Consider the following 26,259-nt stretch of genomic DNA (forward strand, 5'->3'; position numbering starts at 1 on the left):
GGGACGTCGCTGTAAAGCTTGCCGGCCTCACTCACGGCTCCACCACCATCAATTCGCGGGCCAGCCCGGTCAACAGCACGTTCGCCCCGTCATCGCCCAGCACGAAGGGATCCTCGACATGGATGCCGCCGGTCCCGAACTCGTAGTAGGGCGTCTCGACATTCAGCACCATGCCGGCCTCCAGCACCAAATCGTTGCCTGGAGTGAGAACCGGCTTTTCATAGATCTCCGCACCGATGCCGTGCCCGACATGATGACGCCGATAATGCGGGATGCCCGCCTGACGGACCCCGTCGACCATCAGGTCGAAAAGCGCGCCGGCGGTCATGCCGGGGCGCGCTGACTCAATCGCCACATCCTCGCCGTGCTTGAGGGCGGCGTAGTAGGTCGCGACCCGCAGATCGGGCTCGCCGAAGGAAACATTGCGCGCGATATCGGACCAGTAGCCATCGCGCGTACAGGCGACGTCGAACCAGATCGTATCGCCCTTGCGCAACCGGGTCAGGTCGGGCAGCACCTGCCCGCCGACGCCGTTGCGCCCGAACCGGATCATGGTCAGTTGCGGGATCGCCCCCTGCGAGGCGATCGCCCGGTTGAACTCGAGCATCATCCCGCGCTCGGTCACGCCCTCCTCAAGCACCGCGACAACGGCGCGGATCGCCTGCTCGGTGGCAGCCGCGGCGCGGCGCAGGCGGCGGACCTCCTCCGCCGTCTTGACCCGCCGCGTCCAAGACAGAAGGTCCGAAGCATTCGAAAACCGCGCCTCCGGCAACAGACGCCGGAGCTCCTCGCCGATACCGGGTTTCATGCCGTCCTCGTCGAGACCGATATGCCCGCGCGCGAGCCCCGCCGCCTTGAGCGCGGAGGCCAGCGCGGCAGCCGGCGCGCCCGACGAAGCAAGCTCCACCGAGGCCGCCTTGAGCCGCGCCTCGGCTTCCGTCAGCCGCAACGGCCCGTCGTCACGCATTTCCCGATAGAACGTGCCGAAAGTCGCCGCGACCTCGACACCATCGAAGGAATCGAGCACCTGATCGACCTCGCCGACGCTCGACACGAGCTTCGCGCCGCCGGTCGAGCCGGCGGTCACGAAGGCGTAGCAATTCCCGAAATAGGGATGGATCTTCAGGGAGACGCTGCCGATCCCCGTGAAGTAGCGGACGTTCTCGAATGTGGCAGCGACAACCGCGTCGACTTTATTTTCCGCAAGAGCGCGGTCCAGACGTTCGCGGTTCAACAGCATGCACTTTCTCCAACCGATCGAGTGTACCGTTTTTCGGAACACCATTTCGATATTTTCAGGTTAGAGGACGCTAGCCTGACATGTCAACATCTGTTACCACGAACTTCAGATTTGCAAAATTGACCTACCGAAGCTTGACAAAGGAATTTCCGCGCCTGATGATTTTCGCAACACCGTTCCGATTATCGAATTAACGTGCGGACATAGGGAAACGAAACCATGAAAGTAAGCGTAGGCCTGCCGACCGGCATGGAAGGCATGATGTACCCGGTGCCGTTTGCCGGAGTTCATGACCTAGTGGACATGGCAAAGCGAGCGGAAGCGCTGGGCTACGATTCCGTGTGGGGCAACGACCACATGACGACCCAGCAATATGTCCGCGAGGAATTTTCCCAGGCGCCCAATTTCTGGGAGATCCTGTCGACCTACGCCTATATCGCCGCCGAAACGACCTCGTTGCGGCTGGGCACCGGCATGCTGGTCCTGCCGATGCGGCGCGACATCGTCGTGGCGGCCAAGCAGATCGCCACGATCGATCATCTCAGCCGCGGTCGTCTGGAGATCGGCATCGGCATCGGCGCCTATCGCGAGGAGTTCGAGGCGCTGCATCCCGGCTGGAAGGTTCATCGCGGCCGTATGGTCGAGGAGGCGTTCCAGGCGCTCGACCTGCTTTACAACCAGCGCTCCGCCAGTTTCGACGGCGAGTTCTACAAGTTCAACGATATCGAGATGTACCCCAAGACGTTCCAGCCGGTCTTGCCGACCTATGTCGGCGGCAACAACGTCAACGCCCTGCAGCGCACCGTCGACTACGCAACCGGCTGGCTGCCGGCCTGCCTCGCGGTTGAGAAGCTGCGTGAGAACGTCCAGAAACTGCACGCCCTGGCCGAACAGAAGAACCGCGATCCCAAACAGATCGAAGTGGCGCCGCAATATGTCGTCTATGTCGGCCGCACCCGCGAGCAGGCCATCGCGCGGTTCCAGGAAAGCCAGATGCACAAGCATCTTGTCTCGCTGTCACAGTCGACGCTGAAGGATCAGGGCGAGGTCCGGCACGAGGACATCAACCTGATCGGCACTCCCGAGCAGGTGATCGAGAAGGCGCAGGCGCTCAAGGCAGCCGGCGCGACCCATCTTCTGGGACTGTATTTCGCCGTCAACACCCTGCCGGAACTCTACGACCAGATGGAAATCTTCGCCAAGGAAGTCGTGCCGCACATCTGAAGCGACGTCCGACATCCCGAGCAAGGCAAGGACATTCGAGACATGACTGACATAAAAAGCATAGCTATCGTGGGCGGCACAGGCGCGCTCGGCGGCGGGCTGGCCATGGCCTGCGCACGCGCCGGGCTCACCGTTTTCATCGGTTCGCGCGACGTGGCGCGGGCCGAGGCGGCCGCCGCTGAAATCGCCGAAAGCACGGGCGCGAAAGTCGTCGGGCTCGACAATGTCGCTTGCGCGGAGGCCGGCGAGATCGTGGCCATCACCGTGCCCTCGGCCAGCCACGTGAGCACGCTGGAGACCATCGCCGACAAGGTCGCGGGTAAGATCGTGCTCGACACCACCGTACCGCTGGTGCCGCCGAAAGTGGCGCGCGTCCAGATGCCTCCCGAGGGCTGCGCGGCCAATCGGGCGGCTGCGACGCTCGGCCCGCAGGTACGGTTGGTGACCGGTTTTCACAGCGTGTCGGCGCAGAAGCTGCGCAAGGGCGAAAAGATCGACGGCGACGTGCTGCTGTTTTCCGACGACGTGGCGGCCCGCGAGACGATCGTGGCGCTGGCGGACCGGATCGGCCTGCGCGGCATCCATGCCGGGCCGCTCGCCAACTCGGTCGCCGCCGAGGCGCTGACGTCGGTGCTGATCGGTATCAACAAGCGCTACAACATTCCGGAAGGCGCCGGCATCGTCGTCACCGGAATCCGGGACAAGGCCGCCGAACGGGCGTGATGACCGGGATCGGACCCATCCATATCCTAAGGCTGGCCGGCCTGCCGATGATCGGGCCGGACAGCGATCTCTGCGTGGAAATCGCGGGCGCGATGGAGCGCAGCGCCATCGCCTTGCAGGACGGCGACATCGTCGTGGTGGCGCAGAAGATCGTCAGCAAGGCGGAGGGCCGCAAGCGAGCCTTGAACGACTACGTTCCCTCGCCGGCCGCGCGCGACCTCGCCGGCACGGTCAACAAGGATGCCAGACTGGTCGAGGCCGTCCTGTCGGAAAGCCGCGCCGTCATCCGCGCCGTCCCAAACGTGCTGATCGTCGAGCACAAGCTCGGGCACATCATGGCCAATGCCGGCATCGACCAGTCCAATGTCGAAGCGGACGGCGCAGACGGCGAGACGATCCTGCTCCTGCCCGAGGATCCCGACGCCTCCGCCCGCGCGCTGCGCGACCGGCTTCGCCCGCACGGCGTCGAGCGCATCGGCGTGGTCATCTCCGACAGTTTCGGCCGACCCTGGCGGATCGGCACGACGGGAATCGCGATCGGCGTCGCCGGTGTTCCGGCTGTCGTCGACCGGCGCGGCGAGCAGGACCTGTTCGGACGGGTGATGCAGGTGACGGAAGTCGGCTTCGCCGACGCGGTTGCCGCCGCCGCGTGCCTGGCAATGGGCGAAGGCGCGGAAGCGATCCCGGTCGCGATCGTGCGCGGGCTCGACTGGCAGGCCGGCGTGCACGACGCCAGCGACGGGCTGCGCGATCCGGAAAGGGACCTCTTCCGATGAGCCGCACCGCTTTCTCAACCGCTGCCGACGGCCGCGTCGTTGCGCTGTGCGGCGGCATCGGCGGCGCCAAGCTGGCGCTCGGCCTGTCGCGCGTGGTGCCGTCCGACAGGCTGACCATCATCGTCAATACGGGCGACGATTTCCGCCATTTCGGCCTGCATGTCAGCCCCGACATCGATACCGTCACCTATACGCTCGCAGGCCGCTCCAACCGCGACAGCGGCTGGGGCCGCGACGGCGAGAGCTGGCGTTTCATGGAGGCCGTCAAGGAACTGGGCGGCGAGAGCTGGTTCGGGCTCGGCGATACCGATCTCGCCACCAAGGCCGTGCGCACCCAGCGTCTGGCGCAGGGCGCGCGGCTGACCGAAATCACCGGCGAGATCGCCCGCGCCCTCGGCGTCGGCTGCACGATCCTGCCGGCGACCGACGATGCCGTGGCCACGATCGTCGACACCGACGAGGGCGCCCTGCCCTTCCAGCATTATTTCGTCGGCCGGCGCTGGCAGCCGCGGATTCGCGCCCTGCGTTTCGACGGCGCCGAGCGGACGCGCCCGACCCGGGAAGCGCTGGCCGCGCTCAGCGCCGAGCCCCTCGCCGCGCTGGTGATCTGCCCGTCCAACCCCTATCTGTCGATCGATCCGATGCTGGCGATCCCCAGCCTGCGCGCCGCGATCCGCGCCGTGCGCGCGCCGGTTGTGGCGGTGTCGCCGCTGGTCGGCGGCAAAGCCGTCAAGGGTCCGCTTGCCAAGATGATCGGCGAACTCGGCCACGCAGCAACGCTGCAAACGATCGCCGACCACTATGCGGATTTCCTCGATATCCTGATCGCCGACGAGGCCGACAGCGGCGCCGCGGTGACCGGCCCGAAAACCCTGTTCGCGCCAACGCTCATGCATGGCCTCGAGCAGTCCGTGGCGCTGGCCCGCACGGTGCTCGCCGCAGCCGACGCCCACGCAGCGGACGCAAAATCATGAGCCGCGGCGCCTGGGCCCTGATTCCGGTCAAGGAAGGCGCGCGGGCCAAATCCCGCCTCGCCGGCATCCTGACGCCGCGACAGCGCACCGACCTGCAGCAGGCCATGCTGCTCGACCTGCTCGACGAGCTGCGTGCTTCGCAGCTTCTGTCCGGCATCGCGCTCTGCGGTCCCGATCCCGCGACCGCGACCCTGGCCGCGCGATCCGGTCACACCTTCATCCACCAGCCCACCGGCACCGACGGGCTCAACGCCGCCGTCGCCTTCGCGACCCGCACCCTCTCATCCAGCGGCGCGCGGATCGTGGCCGTGCTGCCCGCCGACCTGCCGTTTCTGGACAGCGCTGAACTGGACATCGCCATCGCCGCCGCTGCGCTGGCGCGCGTCTGCGCGGTCGTGCCGGACCGGCACGGCACGGGTACCAACGGCCTCGTTTTTCCGGCATCGACGCCGCCCGAGTTCCGTTTCGGCCCGGACAGTTTCCGTCGCCATCTCGACCGACCCAGCGACCGGCGCCTGCCGCCGAGGCGCGCGCTTCGCCTCGCCTCGCTGGCCTGCGACATCGACCTGCCGAACGATCTGGAACAGTTGCGCGACGCGGTATCGGGCGACAGCGCCCACAGAGCTCGCGCTCTGGTCCGCGCATTGCCACGACACAACCGCGCCCAGGGCACGAAAGAGGAGATTGTGCAATGACCACGCCGCCGATCGCACAGTGGAGCAAGCGCCTCATCAAGGGCGGCAGGATCGATGACGACGAGGCCCTGCTGCTTGCCGGGTGCGACGAGCTCGACGACCTCGTCGCCGCAGGCGGCGCAATCCGCGATGCCGGTCACGGCGACGTCGTCACGGTCTCGCGCAAGGTGTTTATTCCGCTCACCCAGCTCTGCCGCGACGTCTGCCATTACTGCACCTTCGCGCAGGCACCGCGAAACTGCGGCGCAGCCTTCCTGACGCCCGAGCAGGTTTTGGCAATCGCCAAGGACGGCGTCAAAGCAGGCTGCGACGAGGCGCTGTTCACGCTCGGCGACAAGCCGGAGCTGCGCTACCGGATCGCCCGCGAGGAACTGGGCGCGCTCGGCCACGAAACCACTGTCGATTATCTCGCCGCGATGGCTGACATGGTGCTGCGCGAGACCGGTCTGCTGCCCCATATCAATGCCGGCGTGATGAGCGAGGACGAAATCCGCGTGCTGCGCGCAGTCTCCGTCTCGCAGGGCATCATGCTGGAAACCGCGTCCGAGCGGCTGAGCGAACGCGGCGGGCCGCATTTCGGCTCGCCCGACAAAAACCCCGCCGTAAGGCTGGCCACGATCGCGGCGGCAGGCCGCGCCAAGGTGCCGTTTACCAGCGGCATCCTGATCGGTATCGGCGAGACCCGGCGCGAGCGCGTCGAGGCGCTGCTCGCCCTGCGCGCGCTTCACGCCGAGCATGGCCACATTCAGGAAATCATCGTCCAGAACTTCCGCGCCAAGCCCGGCACCAAGATGGCAGATGCGCCCGAGCCGAGCCTGGACGACCAGCTCTGGACGATCGCCGTCGCCCGGATGATCTTCGGTCCCGAGATGGCGATCCAGTCGCCACCCAATCTGCGCGCCCACGGGCTGAAGCCGCTGATCGACGCCGGCATCAACGATTGGGGCGGCGTCTCGCCGGTCACCCCCGATCATGTCAATCCGGAAGCGCCCTGGCCGGAGCTCGAGCGGCTCGCAGCCGAGACCGCGCGCGCCGGCAAGACGCTCGCGCCGCGCCTGGCCGTCTACCCGGCCTGGCTGGACGAAGCCGGCACCTGGCTGGCGCCGGAACCGCGCAAGGCCGCTTTGCGCCGCCAGGACACGTCGGGCCTTGCCCATGAAAGCGGCTGGCGCGTCGGCCGGACCGAGCGCGGCCATGATTTCCCGGCCGCCGCCACCCTACCCTCGCGTGCCGCCGCCGCCATGCGCGCGATCGACATGGCCGTCGCCGGCCGGCCGCTCGACGAGCAGGCGATCGTGTCGCTTTTCGAGGCGCGTGGATCGATGGCCGACGCCGTCATCGACGCCGCCGACGCGCTGCGCCGCGAGACGGTGGGCGACACGGTTGGCTACGTGGTCACACGCAACATCAACTACACGAACGTGTGCACTTATGGCTGCCGGTTCTGCGCCTTTTCCAAGGGCCGGACGGCAGCCCATCTGCGCGGACGCCCCTACGATCTGGAATTGTCGGAAATCACCCGACGGGTCGGCGAAGCTTGGGAGCGCGGCGGCGTCGAGGTCTGCATGCAGGGCGGCATCCACCCCGACTATACCGGCGAGACCTATCTGGAAATCTGCCGCGCCGCCAAGCGCGCCGCCCCCGGCATCCACGTTCACGCTTTCTCGCCGCTCGAGGTCAGTCACGGCGCGCAATCGCTCAACATTCCGGTACGCGAATTCCTTGAACGGCTGAAGGAGGCCGGGCTCGGCAGCCTGCCGGGCACGGCGGCCGAAATCCTCGACGACGAGATACGCGCGGCGCTGTGCGCACAAAAACTGTCGACGGAGGACTGGCTCGGCGTGATCGAGGCCGCGCACGAGATCGGCCTGCGCACCACGGCCACCATCATGTTCGGCCATGTCGAGCGCTATCGGCATTGGGCACGGCACATTCTGCGCATCCGCGCCCTGCAGGAACGAACCGGCGGCTTCACCGAATTCGTGCCGCTGCCCTTCGTGCACATGGAAGCGCCGATCTATCTCAAGGGCGACGCCCGCCAGGGGCCGAGCTTCCGCGAAGCGGTGATGATGCATGCCGTGTCGCGCCTAGCCCTGAACCCGGTGATCGCCAATATCCAGGTCTCCTGGGTGAAGATGGGCGAGGAGGGCATCGCCGCCGCGCTGCGGGCGGGCGCCAACGACCTCGGTGGCGTGCTGATGGACGAATCGATCAGCCGCGCCGCCGGCACCCGCCACGGGCAGGAGTTCCCGCCGCATCGCATGGACGAGACGATCCGCGACGCCGGCCGCAACCCGCGCCAGCGCACCACGCTCTACGGCACCCCGAACGAGGTGCAGCAGCGCCGGTCGCGTCAGGCGCCGCCGCTGGCCGAGCGCGTCCAGGCGCCGGCACTCAAACGTGCCCGCATCGGCAGCCGGCACGCCCTGGCCGAAGCCGGCTTGGCAGGCTGAAGAAAGCAGCTTTTCCCGCCGCGCCGGCGAATGGCCGGCATGCGGGCGTTTCGGTACGGCCGCTGCGCAGGCTGTCGGGCCGCAACGCCCTTCGCCGCCTCCACCAACAATAAGAGGACAAAAAAAATGAAAATCGGAACGCCAAGGGAGGTGCTTGACGGCGAGGCCCGCGTCGCGATGACACCGGACAGCGCCAGGATGCTGCGGAAACTCGGCTTCGCCTGCGCCATCGAGACCGGTGCCGGCGAGAAGGCCGGCTTCACCGACGCCGCCTATGAAGAAGCCGGCGTCGAGATCGTCAAATCGGCCGAGCGCCTGTGGGCGGATGCCGACCTCGTCGCCAAGGTTCGCCCGCCGACCGAGACTGAGATCGAGCGGCTGAGCAAGGGCAAGGTGCTGATCTCCTTCTTCCACCCGGCCCAGAACGAGGCGCTGATGCGCCAGGCCGCCGACAGAGGCGTGACCGTGGTGGCGATGGACATGGTGCCGCGCATCAGCCGCGCCCAGAAGCTCGACGCGCTGTCGTCGATGGCCAACATCGCCGGCTATCGCGCGGTGATCGAGGCCGGCAACAATTTCGGCCGCTTCTTCACCGGCCAGGTGACCGCCGCCGGCAAGGTGCCACCGGCCAGGGTGCTGGTGGTCGGCGCCGGCGTCGCCGGCCTCGCCGCGATCGGCACCTCCACCGCGCTCGGCGCGATCACCTACGCCTTCGACGTTCGCCCGGAAGTGGCCGAGCAGATCGAATCGATGGGCGCGGAATTCGTCTATCTCGATTTCGACAGCGACCAGCAGGACGGATCCGCCAGCGGCGGTTACGCCGCGCCGTCCTCGCCCGAGTTCCAGGCCAAGCAGCTCGAAAAATTCCGCGCGCTCGCGCCCGAGATCGACATCGTCATCACCACCGCTTTGATTCCCAACCGCGACGCGCCTGTGTTGTGGACCAGGGACATGGTCGAGGCGATGAAGCCCGGCTCCGTCATCGTCGACCTGGCCGCCGAACGCGGCGGCAATTGCGAACTGACAGTCAAGGACGACAGGATCGTCACCGACAATAAGGTGACGATCATCGGCTACACCGACTTTCCAAGCCGCATGGCAACCCAGTCCTCGACGCTTTATGCCAACAATGTCCGCCAGTTCGTGGGCGAGCTCGCGCCGGCCAAGGACGGCACGCTAATTCACGACATGGACGACGACGTCATCCGCGGATCGACCGTCGCCCATCAGGGCGCCGTGACCTATCCGCCGCCGCCGCCGAAAGTACGGGCGATCGCGGCAGCACCGCGCAAGGACAAGCCGAAGGAGCCGAGCCCGGAAGAAAAGCGCGCGCTGGAAATCGCCGCCTTCCGCGCCCAGACGCGGCGCCAGGCCGGCCTACTCGTCGCCGGGGCGGCGCTGATCGCCCTTGTCGGCGCGGTCGCGCCGGCCTCCTTCATGCAGCATTTCATCGTCTTCGTGCTCGCCTGCTTCATCGGCTTCCAGGTGATCTGGAACGTCAGCCACGCGCTGCACACGCCGTTGATGGCGGTGACCAACGCCATCTCGGGCATCGTCGTGCTCGGGGCGCTGCTGCAGATCGGCTCGGGCGACTGGCTCGTCGTGACACTCGCCGCCATTTCGATGCTGATCGCCACCATCAACATCGTCGGCGGCTTTCTGGTCACGCGCCGCATGCTCGCAATGTTCCAGAAATCCTGAGGCGGAGGCAGCATATGTTCGCACAACCATTGGTTACCTCCGCCGCCGTCGCGGCGAGCGTGCTCTTCATCCTGTCGCTCGGCGGGCTCTCCAATCAGGAAAGCGCCAAGCGCGCGGTCTGGTACGGCATCGCCGGCATGGCGCTCGCCGTGGTCTTCACCGCGCTCGGGCCGGGGGTCAGCAATTACGGGCTGATGCTGGCCATGGTGCTCGTCGGCGCCGTGATCGGCACGGTCGTCGCCCGGCGGGTGGAAATGACGCAGATGCCGCAACTGGTCGCCGCGCTGCATTCCTTCGTCGGCCTCGCCGCCGTGTTCGTCGGGCTCAACGCCGAGATGGAACGGCTGCGCGTTGAGGGGTTGCGGGCGGCGGGCGAGAGCCTCGACGGCCTGGCCGCCTTCGCCGCCAGGCTCGCCACCAAGACCCCGACCGAGATCGCCTTTCTTCAGGTCGAAGTCGTGCTCGGCGTCTTCATCGGCGCGGTCACCTTCACCGGGTCCGTGGTCGCTTTCGGCAAGCTCGCCGGCAAACTGGACGGCAAGCCGGCGCAACTGCCGGGCGGACATCTGCTCAACGCCGCCGCCGCACTCGCCTGCGTGGTGCTGGCGGTCTATTATCTGGCGTTCGGCGGCATGCTGCCCCTGATCGCGATCACGGTTCTGGCGCTGTTCATCGGCTACCATTTGATCATGGGCATCGGCGGCGCCGACATGCCGGTGGTCGTCTCGATGCTCAATTCCTATTCGGGCTGGGCCGCGGCCGCGATCGGCTTCACTTTGTCCAACGACCTGCTGATCGTCACCGGCGCGCTGGTCGGTTCCTCGGGCGCGATCCTGTCCTACATCATGTGCAAGGCCATGAACCGAGCCTTCGTGTCGGTCATTCTCGGCGGTTTCGGTGGCGCGAGCGGCTCGCAAATGGCGGTCGAGGGCGAAATGATCGCCACCACCGCCGACGAGGCGGCCGCCGCGCTGGACGACGCCGACAGCGTGGTCATCGTGCCGGGTTACGGCATGGCGGTCGCCCAGGCGCAAAGCGCGGTTTCCGAACTCACGCGCAGGCTTCGCGCCAAGGGCAAAGAGGTGCGCTTCGCCATCCACCCTGTCGCCGGCCGCCTGCCCGGGCACATGAACGTGCTTCTGGCCGAGGCCAAGGTGCCCTACGACATCGTTCTGGAGATGGACGAGATCAACGAGGATTTCTCCGACACCGAGGTCGCCATCGTCATCGGCTCGAACGACATCGTGAACCCGGCAGCCCAGGACGATCCGAACTCGCCGATTGCCGGCATGCCGGTCCTGGAGGTCTGGAAGGCCGGTACCGTCATCGTGTGCAAGCGCGGCCAGGGAACCGGCTATTCCGGCATCGAGAACCCGCTGTTCTTCAAGGACAATGCCCGCATGCTGTATGGCGACGCCAAACAGTCGATCAACGAGTTGCTGACCAAGATCGGCTGAACGGTTTCCCTCTGCCGACGAAAAAGGCCCGGCGCACGCGCCGGGCCTTTCTTGTGCGCGCGAGCGCCCGAGGCCGGTCAGTCGACCTCGATCACCGCTTCGACTTCGACCAGCGCGCCTTTCGGCAGGGCCGAGACCTCGTAGCAGGCGCGGGCCGGATAGGGCTCGGCGAACGCCTTGCCGTATTCCTCGTTGATGGCCGCGAACCCACCCAGATCAGTCAGAAGTATGGTGGTCTTGACCGTGCGCGAAATGTCGCTGCCGGCTTCCTTGGCGATCGCCGCGATATTGGCCAGGCACTGGCGCATCTGACCGACCGCGTCCGAGGTCGCGAATTCGCCCGTCGCGGGGTCGATCGGCAACTGTCCCGAAACGAACAGCAGCGAGCCGGTGCGCACGGCCTGCGAATAAGGACCGATCGCGGCAGGCGCGGCGGCGGTGGAAACTGGCTTCATTCGACTTTCTCCGTGGTTGAGCCGGGTCCTCGTCGGCACGAAAGCCCGGACTGGGTGAGCTGCAATTGCGGTGCGGACCGGCTGAGACGGAAGCCGGTATCGTGTTGCGGTCGGCCCAAAAGGCCTGCGGCGCGGCGATCTTGACGTCACCATCCCCGCATCGGCCGAACGGCCGGCCCGTCGACCCCGGGATTCAGCGCCTGCTGCCGGCTGCCATGGCCGGAGCGATATTGGCCTCGTTCAAGCTCGAATATTGGGTGATGCCGTCCATGACCATCTGGCGCACGCTATCGATATGCGCGATCGTGGTGGCGCGTGCCGTCGCCTTGTCGCCCTGCGCCAGCGCCTCGATCAGCGTGTGGTGCTCGGCGCGCACCTCGGTCGGGCGCTCGCGCAGCACGTAGCCCAAATGCAGAAGCCGTGTCATTTCGTCGAGGATCTGTTCCAGCAGCGCAGTCAGCCGCGAATTGTTGGCCGCACGTGCGATCTCGAGATGAAACGCCTTGTTGGCGGCAATAAAATGGGCCTCGCTTTCCACCTCGCCCGGCACGTAGCCGTGCGCGCAGCGCGCGTCCAGTTCCAGCAGCCGGTCGCCATCGACCCCGCCGCAGGCCATCTCGCTGATCGCCGGCTCGACGATCCGGCGCAGCTCGAACAATTCGCGCATCGCCTTCAGTGTGACCGGCGCGATCACATGTCCCCTCCGCGGCTGCGGCACGACATAGGATTCCTGCGACAGGCGCGACAAGGCCGCACGGATCGGAGCCTTTCCGAAACCGTAGAGACCGCAAAGCTTGGTTTCGCTAACCTCCTCGCCGGGACGGAGTCGGCACCAGACGATGTCGTCCTTTATCTTCGCGTAAGCCTGTTCGCTCAGGCCGATCCGCGGCAGCTCCTCGGACGTGTTCATAGGCCTGTTGGTCTCCTGTCGGCGAGCTTTGAGTCACCGTTCTTAGTATCACTGACCTTGCATCGAGGGCAAACTGACATGTGCAGTTTATTCGCGCTGGATAGTCGATGGAACAAGCTGGGATCACGCGATGGCGCGACATCATCGCCGAGCCGACGCGAACCGTCGGCGACGTGCATTGGCAGGGATTTCGACCAACGCACGGGGCGCGGATCACGGCAAAGCCAGGACGATGCTCAACGTCGCAAATCAGTCTCCCGGAACGCCGGCCGCGGTTCTACCCGGTCCGGCTTCCCAGCCGAGCCGTCGCAGCGCAAGGAGGGCGAGAGCGGCGAGCAAGACCGCCTTGGCGGTTTCGGCGACCGCGTAGAGGAGATGATGCCAGCTTGCCGGCTCCGGTCGCCCCTGGATGACGGCTTCGACCCGCGCGTCGAGGGCCGGCAGTAGCCAGATCGCCTCCACCGCGACGAACGCGAGCACGGCCGCAGCCAGCAGCCGGGCGCCCCGTCCCGCGCCGGGTAGACCAACGGAAACCGCGAGCAGAACGGCGAAGCCCCACTCGACCCGCGAAAACAGGCCAAAAGTGACCCGGCCGACCTCAAGGGCGACCGGCAGCGCGAGCGAAGGCGCCTGGAATTTGACCGGTGTCGCCAGGAAGGACACGCCGACGACCATGCCAAGCCACACGGCCGCCGCAAGCGCGGTCAGCGCCGCGGGCAGACGGACAGGCATTCGCTTCGCCATATCAGACCTCGTGCGTCGACGCCGGACCGCCGGACGCCGTAACCCCGGCTGCCGGCAGCCGGTAAAACATCGCCAGCTTCAGGCTTGTAGCGATCCGTTCGGCCCGCTCGACGAAGACGGCGGCAAGCGCCGGTTCGCAAGCCCGTGAAACCGTCTGCCGAAAAAGGCCGAGCCAGATATCGAAATCCTCGGGACGCACCTGTTTCAGCTTCAAATGGGCCGGAACCGGGCGGCCCTCATAGGCGCCGTTGCGCAAGATCACCGAACACCAGAAATCCGTCATCTTCTCCAGATGCGGCTCCCATGCCTCGCCGATCTCGCCGGCAAAGATCGGCCCCAGGCGCGGATCGGCACGAACCCGGCCATAAAAATCGCGCACCAGCCGGCCGATAAAGGCCCGGTCGACGCCCTCGGGAACCGCAAGCTCGCGCGGCGGAGCCGGCCGGGCGCGCAACGGGAAATGATCGGACATGGGCGATCCTAAAAGAAGTATTTCAGATATAGCTTTTAACGATCCCGGCGGCGCGCCGCAAGAGCGCGTGTGTCGCACCGGTCGGTATTCGCGCGCGCGCCGTCATGCGCAGGCGGACCGGAAAGCCGCATTGTCAAACAGTCGCGGCGGGAACCTTCGGCCGCATCCCGCATCGAACGGTCGAATGCAGCCGGCACGGAGAACAGATCATGGATATCGCGACGGAGGGTCCGCGGCACGCGACCCGCGCCACGACCTCGCTCGAAGACCACGGCCGCGCCGCCGCCAAAGCGCGGCGACGTCAGAATAACAGCCCTGCCCTGACCCGAAGCGAAGTCGAGGCCGCGGTGGCGGTGCTGATACGCTGGGCCGGCGACGATCCAGCCCGGCCAGGCCTGGCCGACACTCCGGCGCGCGTGACACGCGCGTTCGAAGACTGGTTCGGCGGCTACGACCTAGCGCCCGACGACATTCTGGGCACCACATTCGACGAGATCGGCGGCTACGCGGACCCCGTCGAGTTGCGCGACATCGCCTTCTTTTCCTGGTGCGAGCACCACATGGCGCCGATCCGCGGCAAGGCGCATATCGCCTATCTGCCTAGTCAAAGGGTCATCGGCATTTCCAAGCTCGCCCGTCTCGTCGACGCCTTCGCGCGCCGGCTGCAGATCCAGGAACGTATGACCGACCAGATCGGGGCCGCTATCCAGCAGGTCTTGCAACCGGCCGGCGTGGCCGTCGTCGTCGAGGCACGGCACGACTGCATGAGTTCGCGCGGCATACGTGCCTGCGGCACCGGCCTAGTGACGAAAGCCATGTTCGGCGCCTACCGGGAGGATGCGGCGCTGCGCGGCGAATTCCTCGCCTCGCTTCAATTGCGTTGAACCGGCGGGAACCTTTGCGGTCCGGCCGCATCCAATTGCTGTCGCTCCATAACGGGGCGGACTATGGAAAGGACAAACCGATGAGAACGATCCTTCTGGGCGCCGCCGCCCTTGCCCTCGCCTTTGCCGCGCCGGCCCTTGCGCATGATCCCGACGAAGCGGTCGCAAAATCGCCGCCGGCCGCGCCCTACCAGCAGGTGTCCAAGCTGGTGAAACTGCCGGATTTCATCCCCGGCCTCGGCCAGCTTTTCGTCGATCCCGCAAGCCTGCCCGCCGGGCCGTTCCTTGCCTATGACCGCGACGGCGCTCTGGTCAGCACCATCTATATGGTCCCGGTCGCCGACCTGAACCCCGACACGTCCTTCGACAATCTGGCAGTGCCCGGCGGCACCGTCGACCATGTCGATATCTATTATAATGCCGGCCATCCCGGCGTGGAGGTGCCGCACGCCCATATCGTGTTGTGGCATGTCGCGGCCGATGAGGAGGCGCGGGTCGGGCAATGACGATCAGCAGGCGTCAATTCCTGTGGGCGGGCGGCGGCTTGGCCGCCCTCCTGCCCATCCTCGCGCGGCCGGCCCTGTCGGCCGACATCGTGGAAATCGACATGGGCGGTCGCGACAACGGCGCCCATGTCTGGTTCGACCCGGCAGGCCTTCTAATCGGGCCTGGCCAGACGGTCCGCTGGACCAATCGAGATAAGGGAAATTCGCACACCGCCACCGCCTACCACCCGAAAAATTATGATCGGCCGCGGCGCATGCCAGCGCGTGCGGCGCCCTGGGACTCCGATTTCCTGTTGCCGGGCGAAACCTATTCGCTCACGCTCACCCAACCGGGCGTCTACGACTATTATTGCATTCCGCACGAACATGCGGGCATGGTCGGACGCATCATCGTCGGCGGTCCCGTCAAGAGTGGGTGGATCGAGGGCGACCCGGCGGGCGACCTGCCCGAGGTCGCGCTGCGCGGCTTTCCGAGCATCGACGAAATCATGGCACGCGGCGTCGTGCGACGCTCATGACCACAAGAGGGAGCGAAACGAGGTTGTGATGGAACAGCATCTTGCCACCCGCACAGAACCGGGCCCGGCCAATGACGCAGCCCTTGTCGCTCGCGCCAAGAGCGGCAGCGAGGAGGCGGTTCGTGTCCTGGTCAAAAAGCACAACCGACTCTTGTTTCGTCTCGCGCGCGGCTTCGTGCGCGACGACGCCGAAGCGGAAGATATCGTGCAGGAAACCTATGTGCGCGCCTTCAGCCGGCTCGACGGTTTTCGCGGCGACGCGGCGGTCTCAACCTGGCTGTCCCGGATCGCCATCAACGAGGCGCTCGGCCGCTTGAGAAAACGCCGGCCCATGGCCGACCTCGCCGAACTGGAGAACGGCGCGGCGCGCCCGGCTGGAGACAATGTCCTCATGTTCCCGATAGTGCCGACCGTCCCGAACCCTGAAACGGAGACCGCCCGCGAACAAATCAGGAAGACGCTGGAACGGGCGGTCGACACGCTGCCATCCGCCTTCCGGGCGGTGTTCATCCTGCGCGACGTCGAAGGCATGAGCACGGAGGACACCGCGACCTATTTGTCGATCAGGTCCGAGACGGTCAAAACCCGCCTGCACCGCGCCCGGCGATTGTTGAAAAAGGCTATCGAGGCGGAACTTTCGTCCGGTTTCGCCGACCTGTTCCCGTTCGACGGCGACAGATGCGCCCATATGGCCGACAAGGTCATGGAACGACTGAGGCAAAGCTGGTGAGAAACATGGCAGAGAGCGAAGGCGCAACGTCGGGCTTCGTGGTCGACGCCGTGCTGGTCGGCCAGGTCGCGCCGCTCGGGCCAAGACAGATAGCCAGCGGCATCCGCAAGGCACCGGTGCGCGGCCCCGTGCGTCTGACCCGCGAGGGGCTGGTCGGCGACCAGCAGGGCGACCGCAAGCATCATGGCGGCCCGGAAAAAGCGCTTCACCATTATCCGGCCGACCACTACCCGGCTTGGCGCGACCACCATCCCGACATCGCCGCCACCCTGGCGGCGATCGGCGCCTTCGGCGAAAACCTGTCCTCGCGCGGCGTCACCGAGGCTGAGATCTGCATCGGCGACGTCTTTCGCCTCGGCGGCGCGACGGTTCAGGTCTCGCAGGGGCGGCAGCCCTGCTGGCGTCTCAACGAGCGTTTCGGCGAACGCCAGATGGCGCGCCGAGTCCAGGAGAGCGGCCGGACCGGCTGGTATTACCGGGTGATCGAGGAAGGCGAAATCGAAGCCGGCGCGACGGCCGAGCTGATCGACAGGCCGGCCGGAACCTGGACGCTGTCCCGGCTGGCGCATACGCTCTACCGCGACATGCTGAACCACGACGCGCTTGCAGAGATGGCCGAGCTTGCCGTCCTGTCGACCTCATGGCGCGATCTCGCGCGGCGGCGGCTCGCCCGCCGCGCCGTCGAGGACTGGACGTCGCGGCTTTCGACGCCGGCCAGCTGAGCGGCCTGACGCGAATACTCTACACCGCGCCGTCGATCGCAGCCTCAAGGATTGAGCGGGCGCCTTCTGCCGTCAGCTCGACCGGATTGCCGCCGGCGGTCGGGTCGACGATCGCCATCTGCGCGATCAGCTCCTTACGGGCGGCATCCATGTCGAGCCCCGCGATAAGGCCGCCGAGCCGATGCGGCACCTGGAGACGTTCGCGCAGGGCAAGGATCTCGCGGGCAAAGCCGTCAAAGCCACCGGAAATGTCGCAATAGGCCGCGAGCCGGGCGATGCGTCCGTCGATTGCCGGACGGTTCGCCGCCAGCACATAGGGCATGAACACCGCGTTGGTCATGCCGTGATGAGTGTCGTAGAGCGCGCCGATAGGGTGCGAAAGCGCGTGGATCGCGCCGAGCCCTTTCTGAAATGCCGTTGCGCCCATCGCCGCGGCCGCCATCATCTGCGCGCGACCGGCAATGTCGGTGCCATCGGCAAAGACCCTAGGCAGATTCTCCAGCACCAGCCTCACGCCTTCGGCCGCGATCCCCGCAGCCATTGGATGAAAGCCGGGCGCACAATAGGCCTCCAGACAATGCGCCAGCGCATCCATTCCGGTCCCGGCGGTGATGAAGGGCGGCATACCGACGGTCAGCTCCGGATCGGCAATGACGACCGCCGGCAGCATTTTGGGATGAAAGATCACCTTCTTGGTGTGTGTCGCCTCGTTGGTGAGCACGCCGGCGCGCCCGACCTCCGAGCCGGTTCCCGCCGTCGTCGGCACGGCCACGACCGGCGCTATCCGGTCGGCGTCGGCACGCGTCCACCAGTCGCCGACATCCTCGAAATCCCAGACCGGCCGGTTCTGACCGGCCGCAAAGGCGATCAGCTTGCCGAGATCGAGCGCCGACCCGCCGCCGAAGGCGATCACGCCGTCATGACCGCCCGTCGCGAAGGCCGAAACGCCGGCCGTCAGATTGGCTTCGACCGGGTTCGGCTTGACCTCGGAAAAGACGCCATGGGCGATTTTGGCCTCCTCCAGCACCGCCAGCGCCCGTCCGACGACCGGCAGCTTCGCCAAGCCGGGATCGGTGACGAAAAGCGGTCGGGCGATGCCGGCGATACGCAGCGCCTCGGGCAGTTCCGCGATCCGGCCCGGGCCGAAGCGGATCGCAGTGGGAAAACTCCAATTGGCGGTTAACGAGGTCATGGCAATCCGGTTCGTTTAATTGACAGGAGGAAAAACCCACTCATCCGAGCGCAACGGGGCCGGAGGAGGGGCATGCAAACGTTACGACACGTCCCTCAGATGATAGCTTTTGGGCCGGGTCAGGTTCTCGTAGCCGACCACCGACATCGCCCCACCCTTGCCGGTATCCTTGACGCCGGTCCATACCAGCCCCGGATCGACATAGTCGCAACGGTTCATGAACACCGTGCCCGTCTCCACGCGGTCGCCTATCGCGGCGGCGTGGTCGGTGTCGGTCGTCCAGATCGAAGCGGTGAGCCCGTAAGGGCTGTCGTTCATCAGCGCGACCGCCTCGTCGTCGTTACGCACCTTCATGATGCCGACGATCGGCCCGAAGCTCTCCTCGCGCATCACGCTCATCTGATGATCGACATCGGTGAGCACCTCGGGCGCGATATAGGGCGAGCCTTCTCGATCGTTGTCGACCTTCATGCCGATGTGGGCCCTGGCGCCCTTGCGCAATGCCTCGGCCTTCTGTTCGCGGATCAGGTCGGCAAAACGCGTCTGTGCCATCGGCCCCATCGTGGTCGCGGTCTCGAGCGGATCGCCGACGACGTAGTTTTTCGTTTCAGCCACGAAACCGTCGACGAAATCGTCATAGATGTCGGCATGCACATAAACCCGCTCGATGCCGCAGCAGCACTGGCCGGTATTGTAGAAAGCGCCGTCGACCAGATTGGCGATAGCATGGTCGAGCTTGACGTCGGGCAGCACATAGGCGGGATCCTTGCCGCCGAGTTCGAGTCCGAGCGTGGTGAAGGTGCCGGCCGCCGCCTTCTCGATCGCGCGCCCGCCGCCGACCGAGCCGGTGAAGTTGCAATGGTCGACCTTGCCCGACGCCAAAAGCCGTTCGGTCTGGCCGTGATTCATCACCAGGTTCTCGAACAGGCCTTTCGGCAGGCCGGCCCTGTCGAACGCGGCCTGGAACCGTTCGCCGACCAGAAGGGTCTGGGCGGCGTGTTTCAGCAGCACCGCATTGCCTGCCATCAGCGCCGGCACGATCGAGTTGACTGCGGTCAGATAGGGATAGTTCCACGGCGCGATGGTGAAGACGACGCCCAGCGGCTCGCGTTTCAGATAGCGCCGGAAGCCGGGTCTGTCGTCCGGCGGAACAAACGGCTTGAGCGCGGTCTCGGCCAGCCCCACCATGTAGCGGGTGCGCTCCTCCACGCCGCCCTTTTCGCCGCCGTAACGCACCGGCCGGCCCATCTGCCAGGCAAGTTCCGGCACAATCTCCTCGTTCATGGCCAAAAGTGCGTCGAGAAAGCCGAGCAGATAGGCGCCGCGCTCGGCGATCGGCACCTGAGCCCAGTCGGCTTGCGCTCTCCGCGCCCGCTCGACGGCGGCGTTGATCTGCTGGTCGGTCGCGAGCGGTCGCTCGGCGTAGACCGAACCGTCGACGGGGGATTTCAATTTCACGGTACTGGACATGGGCGCTCCGTCAGGTCAGCAAGGCAGGGCGCGGACATGGCCCTGCTGCGCATAGTCGAGGATGGCCTGGTCTCGCGTCACGATCGTCAGGCCGACCGATCGCGCCGTCGCGATCAGGATGCGATCGGCGGGATCCCGATGAAGCGCGCCAGGCAGGAATGACGATTCGATCAGGACCTCCGGAGAAAGAGGCTCCAACCTCACCCCCTCCGTGGCGATCACCTCGCCGAAAATGGCCATGGGTGACCTGGCTGCCGCGAGCCGTCCCCTGGCACTCAACAGCCCCAGCTCCCACGCCGAGATCGGCGACACGCGGACCTTTTCGGCAGCGGTCATGGCGGAACTCATCGCAGCCCTGGCTTCCGGCTTGATCGGCTCGTTCAGCGCGATCCAGATAAGGGCACAAGTATCCAGCAGAAGTTGATCTGACATGTGAATCAATCGGGCTCGAACGCCGGTTTGGTGTAGTCGTACCCTGGCACCAGTGTCACCTTTCCCCGCCATATTCCGAAGAGCGGATGATCCGCTCCGCCTGCGGCGTCGCTCGTGGCTACGTGGTCGGCCTGATCCGCTTCGCCCCAGCCTGTACGAGCCGCGCCGGGTCGCTTCGTCAGATCGGGAGCGCGGTACCCGTTGGGCCACCCTTCCAGTTGGAACACGATTTTTTCGCCCGCCAGGTCCACCTGCGACGTCCTGTAGTTGGCACGTAGCCACGACAGGGCCTGACTGTGACCTTTCGCATTGTTGCTCCACCATTCCTTTCGTCGACGCGCGGAAGGCGCAAGTTTCGCGCCGATGACCTTCTCGACCTCGGCAAAGCTCATCTCGACGCGACCCTGTCCCGAAAACAGGAGATGCTCGAAGAGAGGATGGTACTTCGTTCCTTCGGTCATGCGTCACAGATAACATCAGCCAGATACGGTCACAAGGAACCCATTTCCTATCAGTACCTTTCAAAGCCGCGATGCAGTTCCCAATCCGTCACCCGACGGTCATATTCGAGTTGTTCCCAACGGGCTGTGTGCACGTAATGCTCGATCACCTCCTCGCCGAAGGCCTGTTTGAGCATTTTCGACTTCGCCATCGTCTCGGTCGCTTCGCGCAGGGTCTTCGGGATCTCCTTCAGCCGCGCGCCGTGATAGGCATCACCCTCGAACGGGTCGGCAAGATCGAGCTTTTCCTCGACGCCCGCCAGACCGGCGGCGATCAACGCGGCGAAGGCGAGATGGGGATTGAGATCGGCGCCGCCGATCCGGCATTCGATGCGAATGCCCTTGGTCCCCTCCCCGCATAGACGGAAACCGGCCGTGCGGTTGTCGCGGCTCCACACGATCTTGGTCGGCGCGAAAGTGCCGACCTGGAAACGCTTGTAGGAATTGATGTAGGGCGCCAGGAACCAGGTGAACTCGCTGGCGTATTTAAGCTGGCCGGCGACCCAGGCGCGCATCAGCGGCGTCATCGTGTAGCGGCCAGTCTTGTCGAAAAACAGCGGCGTCTTGCCGTCGGCGCTCCACAGAGAATTGTGGATGTGGCTCGAATTGCCAGCAAGCGCGTAGTCGTATTTGGCCATGAAGGTGATCGATTTGCCCATGGCCGTGGCGATGTCCCTGCAACCGGTCTTCAGCACCGCGTGCCGGTCGGCCATCTCCAAAACCTCAGCGTAGCGGACATTGATCTCCTCCTGGCCCGGGCCCCATTCGCCCTTGGAATTCTCCACTGGAATCCCGGCGCCCTGAAGTCCGTTGCGGATCGCCCGCATCACCTCCTCTTCCTTGGTGGTGAGGTGGATCACGTAATCCTCGATATAGGGCGAGGCGGTGTCGAGGCCCCGCCAGTGTTTTCCGCGCGCGCTGCGAAAGGTTTCGTCGAACAGGTAGAATTCCAGCTCGGAGGCGAAATAGGCGAGCCACCCACGCTCCCGCAGCCGCGCGACCTGGCGCTTGAGGATGCCGCGTGGCGAATGTGGCAGGTCGGCATGCGTGGCATGATCCTGGATATCGCAGATCACCAGCGCAGTCTTTTCCAGCCACGGCAGCGGCCGGATCGTGGCGAGGTCCGGCTTCATAACGAAATCGCCGTAACCCTTGGTCCAACTCGCCGCCTTGTAGCCCGGCACCGGCTCCATATCGATGTCGTTGGCCAGCAAGTAGTTGCAGCCATGGGTTTCGCCATGGGCGGTTTCGACAAAATAGCTGCCGATAAAGCGTTTGCCGATCAGCCGTCCCTGCATGTCGACCGCTGCGGCAAGCACCGTGTCGATATCGCCGGCGCCAACCGCCCGTTTCAGTTCCTCAAGGGTCATCGTTGCGGACATCAAGCTCTCCGCCGGCGGCACCGGCCAGTTTCGTTTTCGCCGAGGCCCGGCACCAATCGGCCGACCCCGTCCCGAGTGCGCCGGCCGGAACAAAGAGGCGTTCCAGCCGGTCGCGATCATGATCTATCGTCTTTTGCCGGCATGGTGCGTTCCCAACACCGACACCCAAATCATGGTCTAGGCATAGCGGTAGGGCGGACCCGCCTTGCGCATGGTGTCGCGGTATTCCTTCAGGATTTTCACCACCCGCGCGCTGCGATCGCTTTCGCCCGCGATCTCCTCCCACAGCTTTTCGGCCGCGTCCTCCACCTGTTGCCATTCGGATTCGGGGATGGTGGTGAGCTCCAGCTTGGTGCCGCCGGTCCTGAGTTTGGCCTCGCCGCCCCAGTACCAGTGCTGGCGATAATAATGCGAGGAATCCATGCACAGCCTGAACAGCGTCTGCAGCCGCTCGGGAATAGCGTTCCAGCGTTCCGAATTGGCGAAGAACGAACCGATCCAGGCACCCGTGATGTTGTTGGTCAGGAAGTAGTTGGTGACGTCGGCCCAGCCGACCGTGTAATCCTCGGTGATGCCCGACCAGGCCATCCCGTCGAGCTCGCCGGTCTGCACCGCGACCTCGGCGTCCTCGTAGGGGATGTTGACCGGCACCACCCCGAACTGGCTCAGAAAGCGTCCAGCGGTCGGAAAGGTATAGACGCGCAGCCCCTTCAGGTCTTCCAGGCTGCGGATCGGCTTGGTCGTGTTGAAGTGGCACGGATCCCAGGAGCCGGCGCTAAGCCAGGTGACGTTTTCGACCTCGGAATAGGCCTCCTCCCAGATCTCCTTGAGCCCGTATTGGTTGAACAGCACCGGCACGTCGAGCGAATAGCGCGTGGCCGACGGGAAATAGCCGCCGAACACCGACACGTCGACCGGCGCGGCCATGGAATCCTCGTCGCTCTGGACCGCATCGAGGGTGCCGGCCTGCATGGCCCGGAACAGCTCGCCCGTCGGCACGATCTGGTCGGCGGTGTAGAGCTCGATAACCATTTCGCCGTCGGCGACCGTGTTGAAGGCGTCGATCGCCGGCTTGATGACATGTTCGGCGAGCGCGACGCCGGCATAGGTCTGCATCCGCCAGCGGATCGGGCTTTGCGCGCGCACATAGGGCGTGGCCAGCGTCGTCGCACCGGCGGCGGTGACACCGGCGAGGCCGGCCTTCTTGATGAATTGGCGTCTGTTGTGCATCGTCTCTTCCTCCTGTTCGTTCACCCTCATCAGGCCGCCCGTACGGGTCGGCCTGTCGGCTCGCGGTTTTTGAACGTCACCTCCTTTCGCACCCGCTTTCATGGTCGAAGACCTCCGTCTTCAGCGAAGATAGACATGCTGCGGCAGCCACAGCGCGATCTGCGGAAACGCCATCACCACGACGAGGCCGAAGATCATCACCGCGACGAACGGAATGATGGAACGATAGATGTCGCCGAGGCTGATTTCCGGCGGCGCCATGGCCCGCATCAAAAACAGGTTGTAGCCGAAGGGCGGCGTCATATAGGCGATTTGGCAGGTGATCGTGTAGAGCACGCCGTACCAGATCAGATCAAAGCCGAGCAGCTTGACCAGGGGCACGTAGAGCGGCGCGACGATCACCAGCATCGCCGTGTCATCGAGGAACATGCCCATGATCAGGTAGGAAAGCTGCATCAGGATCAGCACTTCCCACGGCGTCAGGCCGAGCCTGTCGACAAAGAAATACTCGATCGCCTTGACTGCGCCGAGCCCGTCGAAGACCGCGCCAAAGCACAAGGCGGCGACGATAATCCACATGAACATGCACGACACGGCCAGCGATTTGCGCACCGTGTCATGCAGCACCGTGCGCGTCAGCTTGCCCTTGACGAGCGCGGCGAGCGTCGCCGCCACCGCGCCGACGGCGGAGCTTTCCACCAGGCTGGTGTAACCCATCAGGAACAGCCCCGTCATCATGAAAAAGATGAAAAACGGCAGTATGCCGGCCTGCAGAAGCCGCAGCTTCTCGCGCAGCGGCACGTTGCGCTCGCCGGCCGGCAGCACCGGACCGAGGCTGGGCTGGAGCCAGCAGCGCGCCGCGATATAAACGACGAACAGGGTCGCCATCAAAAGGCCGGGAAAGACGCCGGCCAGCCAGAGCTGACCGACCGGCTGGCGCGCGATCATGCCATAAAGCACCAGCACCACGCTGGGCGGCACCAGGATGCCGAGCGAGGATCCGGCCTGGATGACGCCGGTCACCATCACCTTGTCGTAGCCGCGCCTGAGCAGTTCGGGCAGGGCGATCGTCGCCCCGATCGCCATGCCGGCGACCGACAGGCCGTTCATGGCCGAGATCACCACCATCAACCCGATCGTGCCAATCGCGAGCCCGCCGCGCACCGGGCCGAACCAGACATGGAACATCTTGTAAAGATCGTCGGCGATGCCGGATTCCGACAACATGTAGCCCATGTAGATGAACAGCGGCAGCGTCAGCAGCGGATACCATTTCATCAGCTTCATCGCCGCCGAGAAACCGAGTTCGGACCCACCCGTCCCCCACAGCAGAAAAGCGAAGATGACGGCGACGAAGCCGATCGCGCCGAAGACGCGCTGCCCCGTCAAAAGCAGCACCATCATGGAGGAGAACATCGTGACGGCGATCAACTCGTAGCCCATCAGAACTCCTCGCCGCGAACGCGCGCGACATCGCGGAAGAACTGGGCCGCCGCCTGCAGGATCATGAAGATGATGCCGATGCACATGACGATCTTGATCGGCGCCATGTAGGGCGCCCACGCCGAATAGCTCTTCTCGCCATAATGCAGCGCGTACCCGGTGCTGGAAAATCCGCCGTAAAGCAGCATGAAAAGATAGAAGATCAAAAACAGGATGGTGACGGCGTCGATCGCGGCGCGCCGGCGCGGGCTCCAGCGACCGTAGATCAGGTCCATGCGCACATGGGCATCGTTCTGCAACGACCAGCCGCCGCCGAGCATGTAGTAGCCGACCATCAGGAACTGGGCCATTTCCAACGTCCACAGCGGTGGGATCGCCACCGCCTTCATGATCGAGGAATATAAAAGCACGCCCATGATCGCGAAGATGAGATACATCGCAAACAGCCCGACGACGCGGTTGACCGCGTCGACGGCGCGCACGAACCGCTTCACGGGCTCAGGCATTGCGGGGCCCCGCTATCGCCGATCCGATCATTGCCATCACGCCCCCTCCTGCGCTGCGTAGCCCATCGTGGCCAGGATGTCGCAAAGCCGCCCGGCCCACAGGCGCTGCCCCTCGTCGGTCGCGATTCCATCATTGCGGATTTCAATCATCGCGCAAGGCAGGCTTCGCGCACGCGCATGCCTTGCAAGCGAGTAATAAACTCCATCCTGCGGCGAATAGGGCTGATTGTCGCCGACAACGATGCCCGGCAGCCGCGCCAAACCCGCGAGCATCGGTCGTGCCATGCGCGCGTCGGCGTCGTGCACAATCCCGACATGCCAGGGTCGGTGGCGACCGCGATAGACTGGTGTATAGGAGTGAACCGAAACCACCGCCGCCGGGCGATTGGCCGCGATTCTCTCCTCGATCAGCCCGGCGACGGCGGCGTGGAACGGCGCGTGCGCCATCGCGATGCGACGCGCGCGGCCCCTGGCATCCAGGCCGCGATTGCCGGGCACCGACGTCGTTTCGCTGATCTCAGGCGCGAGATCGGCTGCGTCGGGCAGGCGATTGCAATCCGCCACCAGCCGCGACACGGTCGATTCGACCAGTGCCGCGCCCAGCCGCCCGGCCATGGCGCGCGCGACCGCCGCCGCACCTGGGTCCCAGGCGATATGGCTTTGCAGCGCGGCGACCGGCAGGCCGAGGTCGGCCAATTCGGCGGGAACGAAATTGGATGCATGCTCGCACAAAAGCACAAGCGGTCCCGGTGCCGAACGCCCGGAAAGGCGGACCGGATCGAACGTCTCCGCACTCTGCGACGGCGCCGCTCCCATTGTCTGCGCAGATCCCTTTTTCGTAACGTATGATACGTTTTTTATAATGTTGCGCGTCTATGGATGATTTCATACAATTTTTTCGGACGTGTCAAATGGCTTTT

Annotated in this window: 27 protein-coding genes; 13 read left to right on the plus strand and 14 right to left on the minus strand. The window is 65.4% G+C overall.

The features are described from left to right. Positions 1-31 precede the first annotated feature (31 nt). Complete coding sequence (locus GN330_RS01015) at positions 32-1,240, minus strand: M24 family metallopeptidase (RefSeq protein WP_197434979.1); 1,209 nt, start codon at positions 1,238-1,240, stop codon at positions 32-34. Between the two features lie 219 nt (positions 1,241-1,459). Between GN330_RS01015 and GN330_RS01020 the strand changes: the two genes are divergently transcribed. The 8 genes from GN330_RS01020 to GN330_RS01055 all read left to right on the plus strand — a co-directional run bounded on the left by GN330_RS01020 (position 1,460) and on the right by GN330_RS01055 (position 11,243). Beyond that, entirely contained in the window at positions 1,460-2,464 is a 1,005-nt protein-coding gene (locus tag GN330_RS01020) for an LLM class flavin-dependent oxidoreductase (protein WP_156710710.1), read from the plus strand. A 42-nt stretch (positions 2,465-2,506) separates the two neighbouring features. After that, a complete protein-coding gene (gene npdG / locus GN330_RS01025; protein ID WP_156710711.1) occupies positions 2,507-3,187 on the plus strand; it encodes an NADPH-dependent F420 reductase in 681 nt (226 codons plus the stop codon). After that, the gene (cofE, locus tag GN330_RS01030; RefSeq protein WP_156710712.1) at positions 3,187-3,963 is read left to right on the plus strand and encodes a coenzyme F420-0:L-glutamate ligase; all 777 of its coding nucleotides are present in this window, start codon (positions 3,187-3,189) and stop codon (positions 3,961-3,963) included. Before npdG ends, cofE begins: the two co-directional genes overlap by 1 nt. Next, entirely contained in the window at positions 3,960-4,937 is a 978-nt protein-coding gene (gene cofD, locus GN330_RS01035; RefSeq protein WP_156710713.1) for a 2-phospho-L-lactate transferase, read from the plus strand. Before cofE ends, cofD begins: the two co-directional genes overlap by 4 nt. Beyond that, on the plus strand, positions 4,934-5,632 hold the full coding sequence (gene cofC / locus GN330_RS01040) for a 2-phospho-L-lactate guanylyltransferase (protein WP_156710714.1): 699 nt from the start codon (positions 4,934-4,936) through the stop codon (positions 5,630-5,632). Before cofD ends, cofC begins: the two co-directional genes overlap by 4 nt. Further along, a complete protein-coding gene (gene cofH / locus GN330_RS01045) occupies positions 5,629-8,085 on the plus strand; it encodes a 5-amino-6-(D-ribitylamino)uracil--L-tyrosine 4-hydroxyphenyl transferase CofH (protein ID WP_156710715.1) in 2,457 nt (818 codons plus the stop codon). The genes cofC and cofH overlap by 4 nt, the downstream gene beginning before the upstream one ends. 126 nt (positions 8,086-8,211) lie before the next feature. Next, positions 8,212-9,786 (plus strand): Re/Si-specific NAD(P)(+) transhydrogenase subunit alpha, encoded by a 1,575-nt coding sequence (locus GN330_RS01050; RefSeq protein WP_156710716.1) that lies wholly within the window; start codon positions 8,212-8,214, stop codon positions 9,784-9,786. A gap of 14 nt (positions 9,787-9,800) precedes the next feature. Beyond that, positions 9,801-11,243: an NAD(P)(+) transhydrogenase (Re/Si-specific) subunit beta gene (locus GN330_RS01055; RefSeq protein WP_156710717.1), complete on the plus strand. Its 1,443-nt coding sequence runs from the start codon at positions 9,801-9,803 to the stop codon at positions 11,241-11,243. Positions 11,244-11,320: 77 nt separating this feature from the next. Here GN330_RS01055 and GN330_RS01060 read toward each other — a convergent pair whose 3' ends face one another. From GN330_RS01060 to GN330_RS01075, 4 genes are all read right to left on the minus strand, one after another. After that, the gene (locus GN330_RS01060) at positions 11,321-11,698 is read right to left on the minus strand and encodes a RidA family protein (RefSeq protein WP_156710718.1); all 378 of its coding nucleotides are present in this window, start codon (positions 11,696-11,698) and stop codon (positions 11,321-11,323) included. 193 nt (positions 11,699-11,891) lie between these two features. Further along, entirely contained in the window at positions 11,892-12,608 is a 717-nt protein-coding gene (locus GN330_RS01065) for a GntR family transcriptional regulator (RefSeq protein ID WP_156710719.1), read from the minus strand. Positions 12,609-12,857: 249 nt separating this feature from the next. Next, on the minus strand, positions 12,858-13,340 hold the full coding sequence (locus GN330_RS01070) for a DUF4149 domain-containing protein (RefSeq protein ID WP_210252312.1): 483 nt from the start codon (positions 13,338-13,340) through the stop codon (positions 12,858-12,860). A 13-nt stretch (positions 13,341-13,353) separates the two neighbouring features. Next, positions 13,354-13,824, minus strand: a complete 471-nt coding sequence (locus GN330_RS01075; RefSeq protein WP_156710721.1) for a group III truncated hemoglobin — start codon at positions 13,822-13,824, stop codon at positions 13,354-13,356. Positions 13,825-14,033: 209 nt separating this feature from the next. Between GN330_RS01075 and folE the strand changes: the two genes are divergently transcribed. The 5 genes from folE to GN330_RS01100 all read left to right on the plus strand — a co-directional run bounded on the left by folE (position 14,034) and on the right by GN330_RS01100 (position 17,184). Next, a complete protein-coding gene (folE, locus tag GN330_RS01080; RefSeq protein WP_156710722.1) occupies positions 14,034-14,708 on the plus strand; it encodes a GTP cyclohydrolase I FolE in 675 nt (224 codons plus the stop codon). An 80-nt stretch (positions 14,709-14,788) separates the two neighbouring features. Beyond that, positions 14,789-15,214 (plus strand): DUF5602 domain-containing protein, encoded by a 426-nt coding sequence (locus tag GN330_RS01085; RefSeq protein ID WP_156710723.1) that lies wholly within the window; start codon positions 14,789-14,791, stop codon positions 15,212-15,214. Continuing rightward, complete coding sequence (locus GN330_RS01090) at positions 15,211-15,732, plus strand: cupredoxin domain-containing protein (protein WP_156710724.1); 522 nt, start codon at positions 15,211-15,213, stop codon at positions 15,730-15,732. The genes GN330_RS01085 and GN330_RS01090 overlap by 4 nt, the downstream gene beginning before the upstream one ends. A gap of 28 nt (positions 15,733-15,760) precedes the next feature. Then, positions 15,761-16,462 (plus strand): RNA polymerase sigma factor, encoded by a 702-nt coding sequence (locus GN330_RS01095; protein WP_156710725.1) that lies wholly within the window; start codon positions 15,761-15,763, stop codon positions 16,460-16,462. 5 nt (positions 16,463-16,467) lie between these two features. Continuing rightward, positions 16,468-17,184: an MOSC domain-containing protein gene (locus tag GN330_RS01100; RefSeq protein WP_156710726.1), complete on the plus strand. Its 717-nt coding sequence runs from the start codon at positions 16,468-16,470 to the stop codon at positions 17,182-17,184. 19 nt (positions 17,185-17,203) lie between these two features. Here the strand turns inward: GN330_RS01100 and GN330_RS01105 are convergent, their stop codons facing one another. The 9 genes from GN330_RS01105 to GN330_RS01145 all read right to left on the minus strand — a co-directional run bounded on the left by GN330_RS01105 (position 17,204) and on the right by GN330_RS01145 (position 26,155). After that, complete coding sequence (locus GN330_RS01105; protein WP_156710727.1) at positions 17,204-18,376, minus strand: iron-containing alcohol dehydrogenase; 1,173 nt, start codon at positions 18,374-18,376, stop codon at positions 17,204-17,206. An 81-nt stretch (positions 18,377-18,457) separates the two neighbouring features. Next, positions 18,458-19,846: an aldehyde dehydrogenase family protein gene (locus GN330_RS01110; protein WP_156710728.1), complete on the minus strand. Its 1,389-nt coding sequence runs from the start codon at positions 19,844-19,846 to the stop codon at positions 18,458-18,460. Positions 19,847-19,861: 15 nt separating this feature from the next. Beyond that, positions 19,862-20,278 (minus strand): type II toxin-antitoxin system VapC family toxin, encoded by a 417-nt coding sequence (locus GN330_RS01115; RefSeq protein ID WP_156711887.1) that lies wholly within the window; start codon positions 20,276-20,278, stop codon positions 19,862-19,864. Positions 20,279-20,283: 5 nt separating this feature from the next. Beyond that, entirely contained in the window at positions 20,284-20,739 is a 456-nt protein-coding gene (locus tag GN330_RS01120; RefSeq protein WP_156710729.1) for a DUF7662 domain-containing protein, read from the minus strand. A gap of 50 nt (positions 20,740-20,789) precedes the next feature. Continuing rightward, positions 20,790-22,160, minus strand: a complete 1,371-nt coding sequence (locus tag GN330_RS01125; protein ID WP_156710730.1) for a glutamine synthetase family protein — start codon at positions 22,158-22,160, stop codon at positions 20,790-20,792. 177 nt (positions 22,161-22,337) lie between these two features. Further along, a complete protein-coding gene (locus GN330_RS01130) occupies positions 22,338-23,390 on the minus strand; it encodes a TRAP transporter substrate-binding protein (RefSeq protein ID WP_156710731.1) in 1,053 nt (350 codons plus the stop codon). A gap of 120 nt (positions 23,391-23,510) precedes the next feature. Further along, complete coding sequence (locus tag GN330_RS01135) at positions 23,511-24,833, minus strand: TRAP transporter large permease (protein ID WP_156710732.1); 1,323 nt, start codon at positions 24,831-24,833, stop codon at positions 23,511-23,513. Then, entirely contained in the window at positions 24,833-25,339 is a 507-nt protein-coding gene (locus GN330_RS01140; RefSeq protein ID WP_156710733.1) for a TRAP transporter small permease subunit, read from the minus strand. The genes GN330_RS01135 and GN330_RS01140 overlap by 1 nt, the downstream gene beginning before the upstream one ends. 36 nt (positions 25,340-25,375) lie before the next feature. Then, positions 25,376-26,155, minus strand: coding sequence for an N-formylglutamate amidohydrolase (locus GN330_RS01145; RefSeq protein WP_156710734.1), 780 nt, complete (start codon positions 26,153-26,155; stop codon positions 25,376-25,378). Between the last annotated feature and the right edge of the window lie 104 nt (positions 26,156-26,259).

Origin of the sequence: Nitratireductor arenosus (genome assembly GCF_009742725.1) — a bacterium.
Taxonomy (GTDB): Bacteria; Pseudomonadota; Alphaproteobacteria; order Rhizobiales; family Rhizobiaceae; genus Mangrovimarina; species Mangrovimarina arenosa.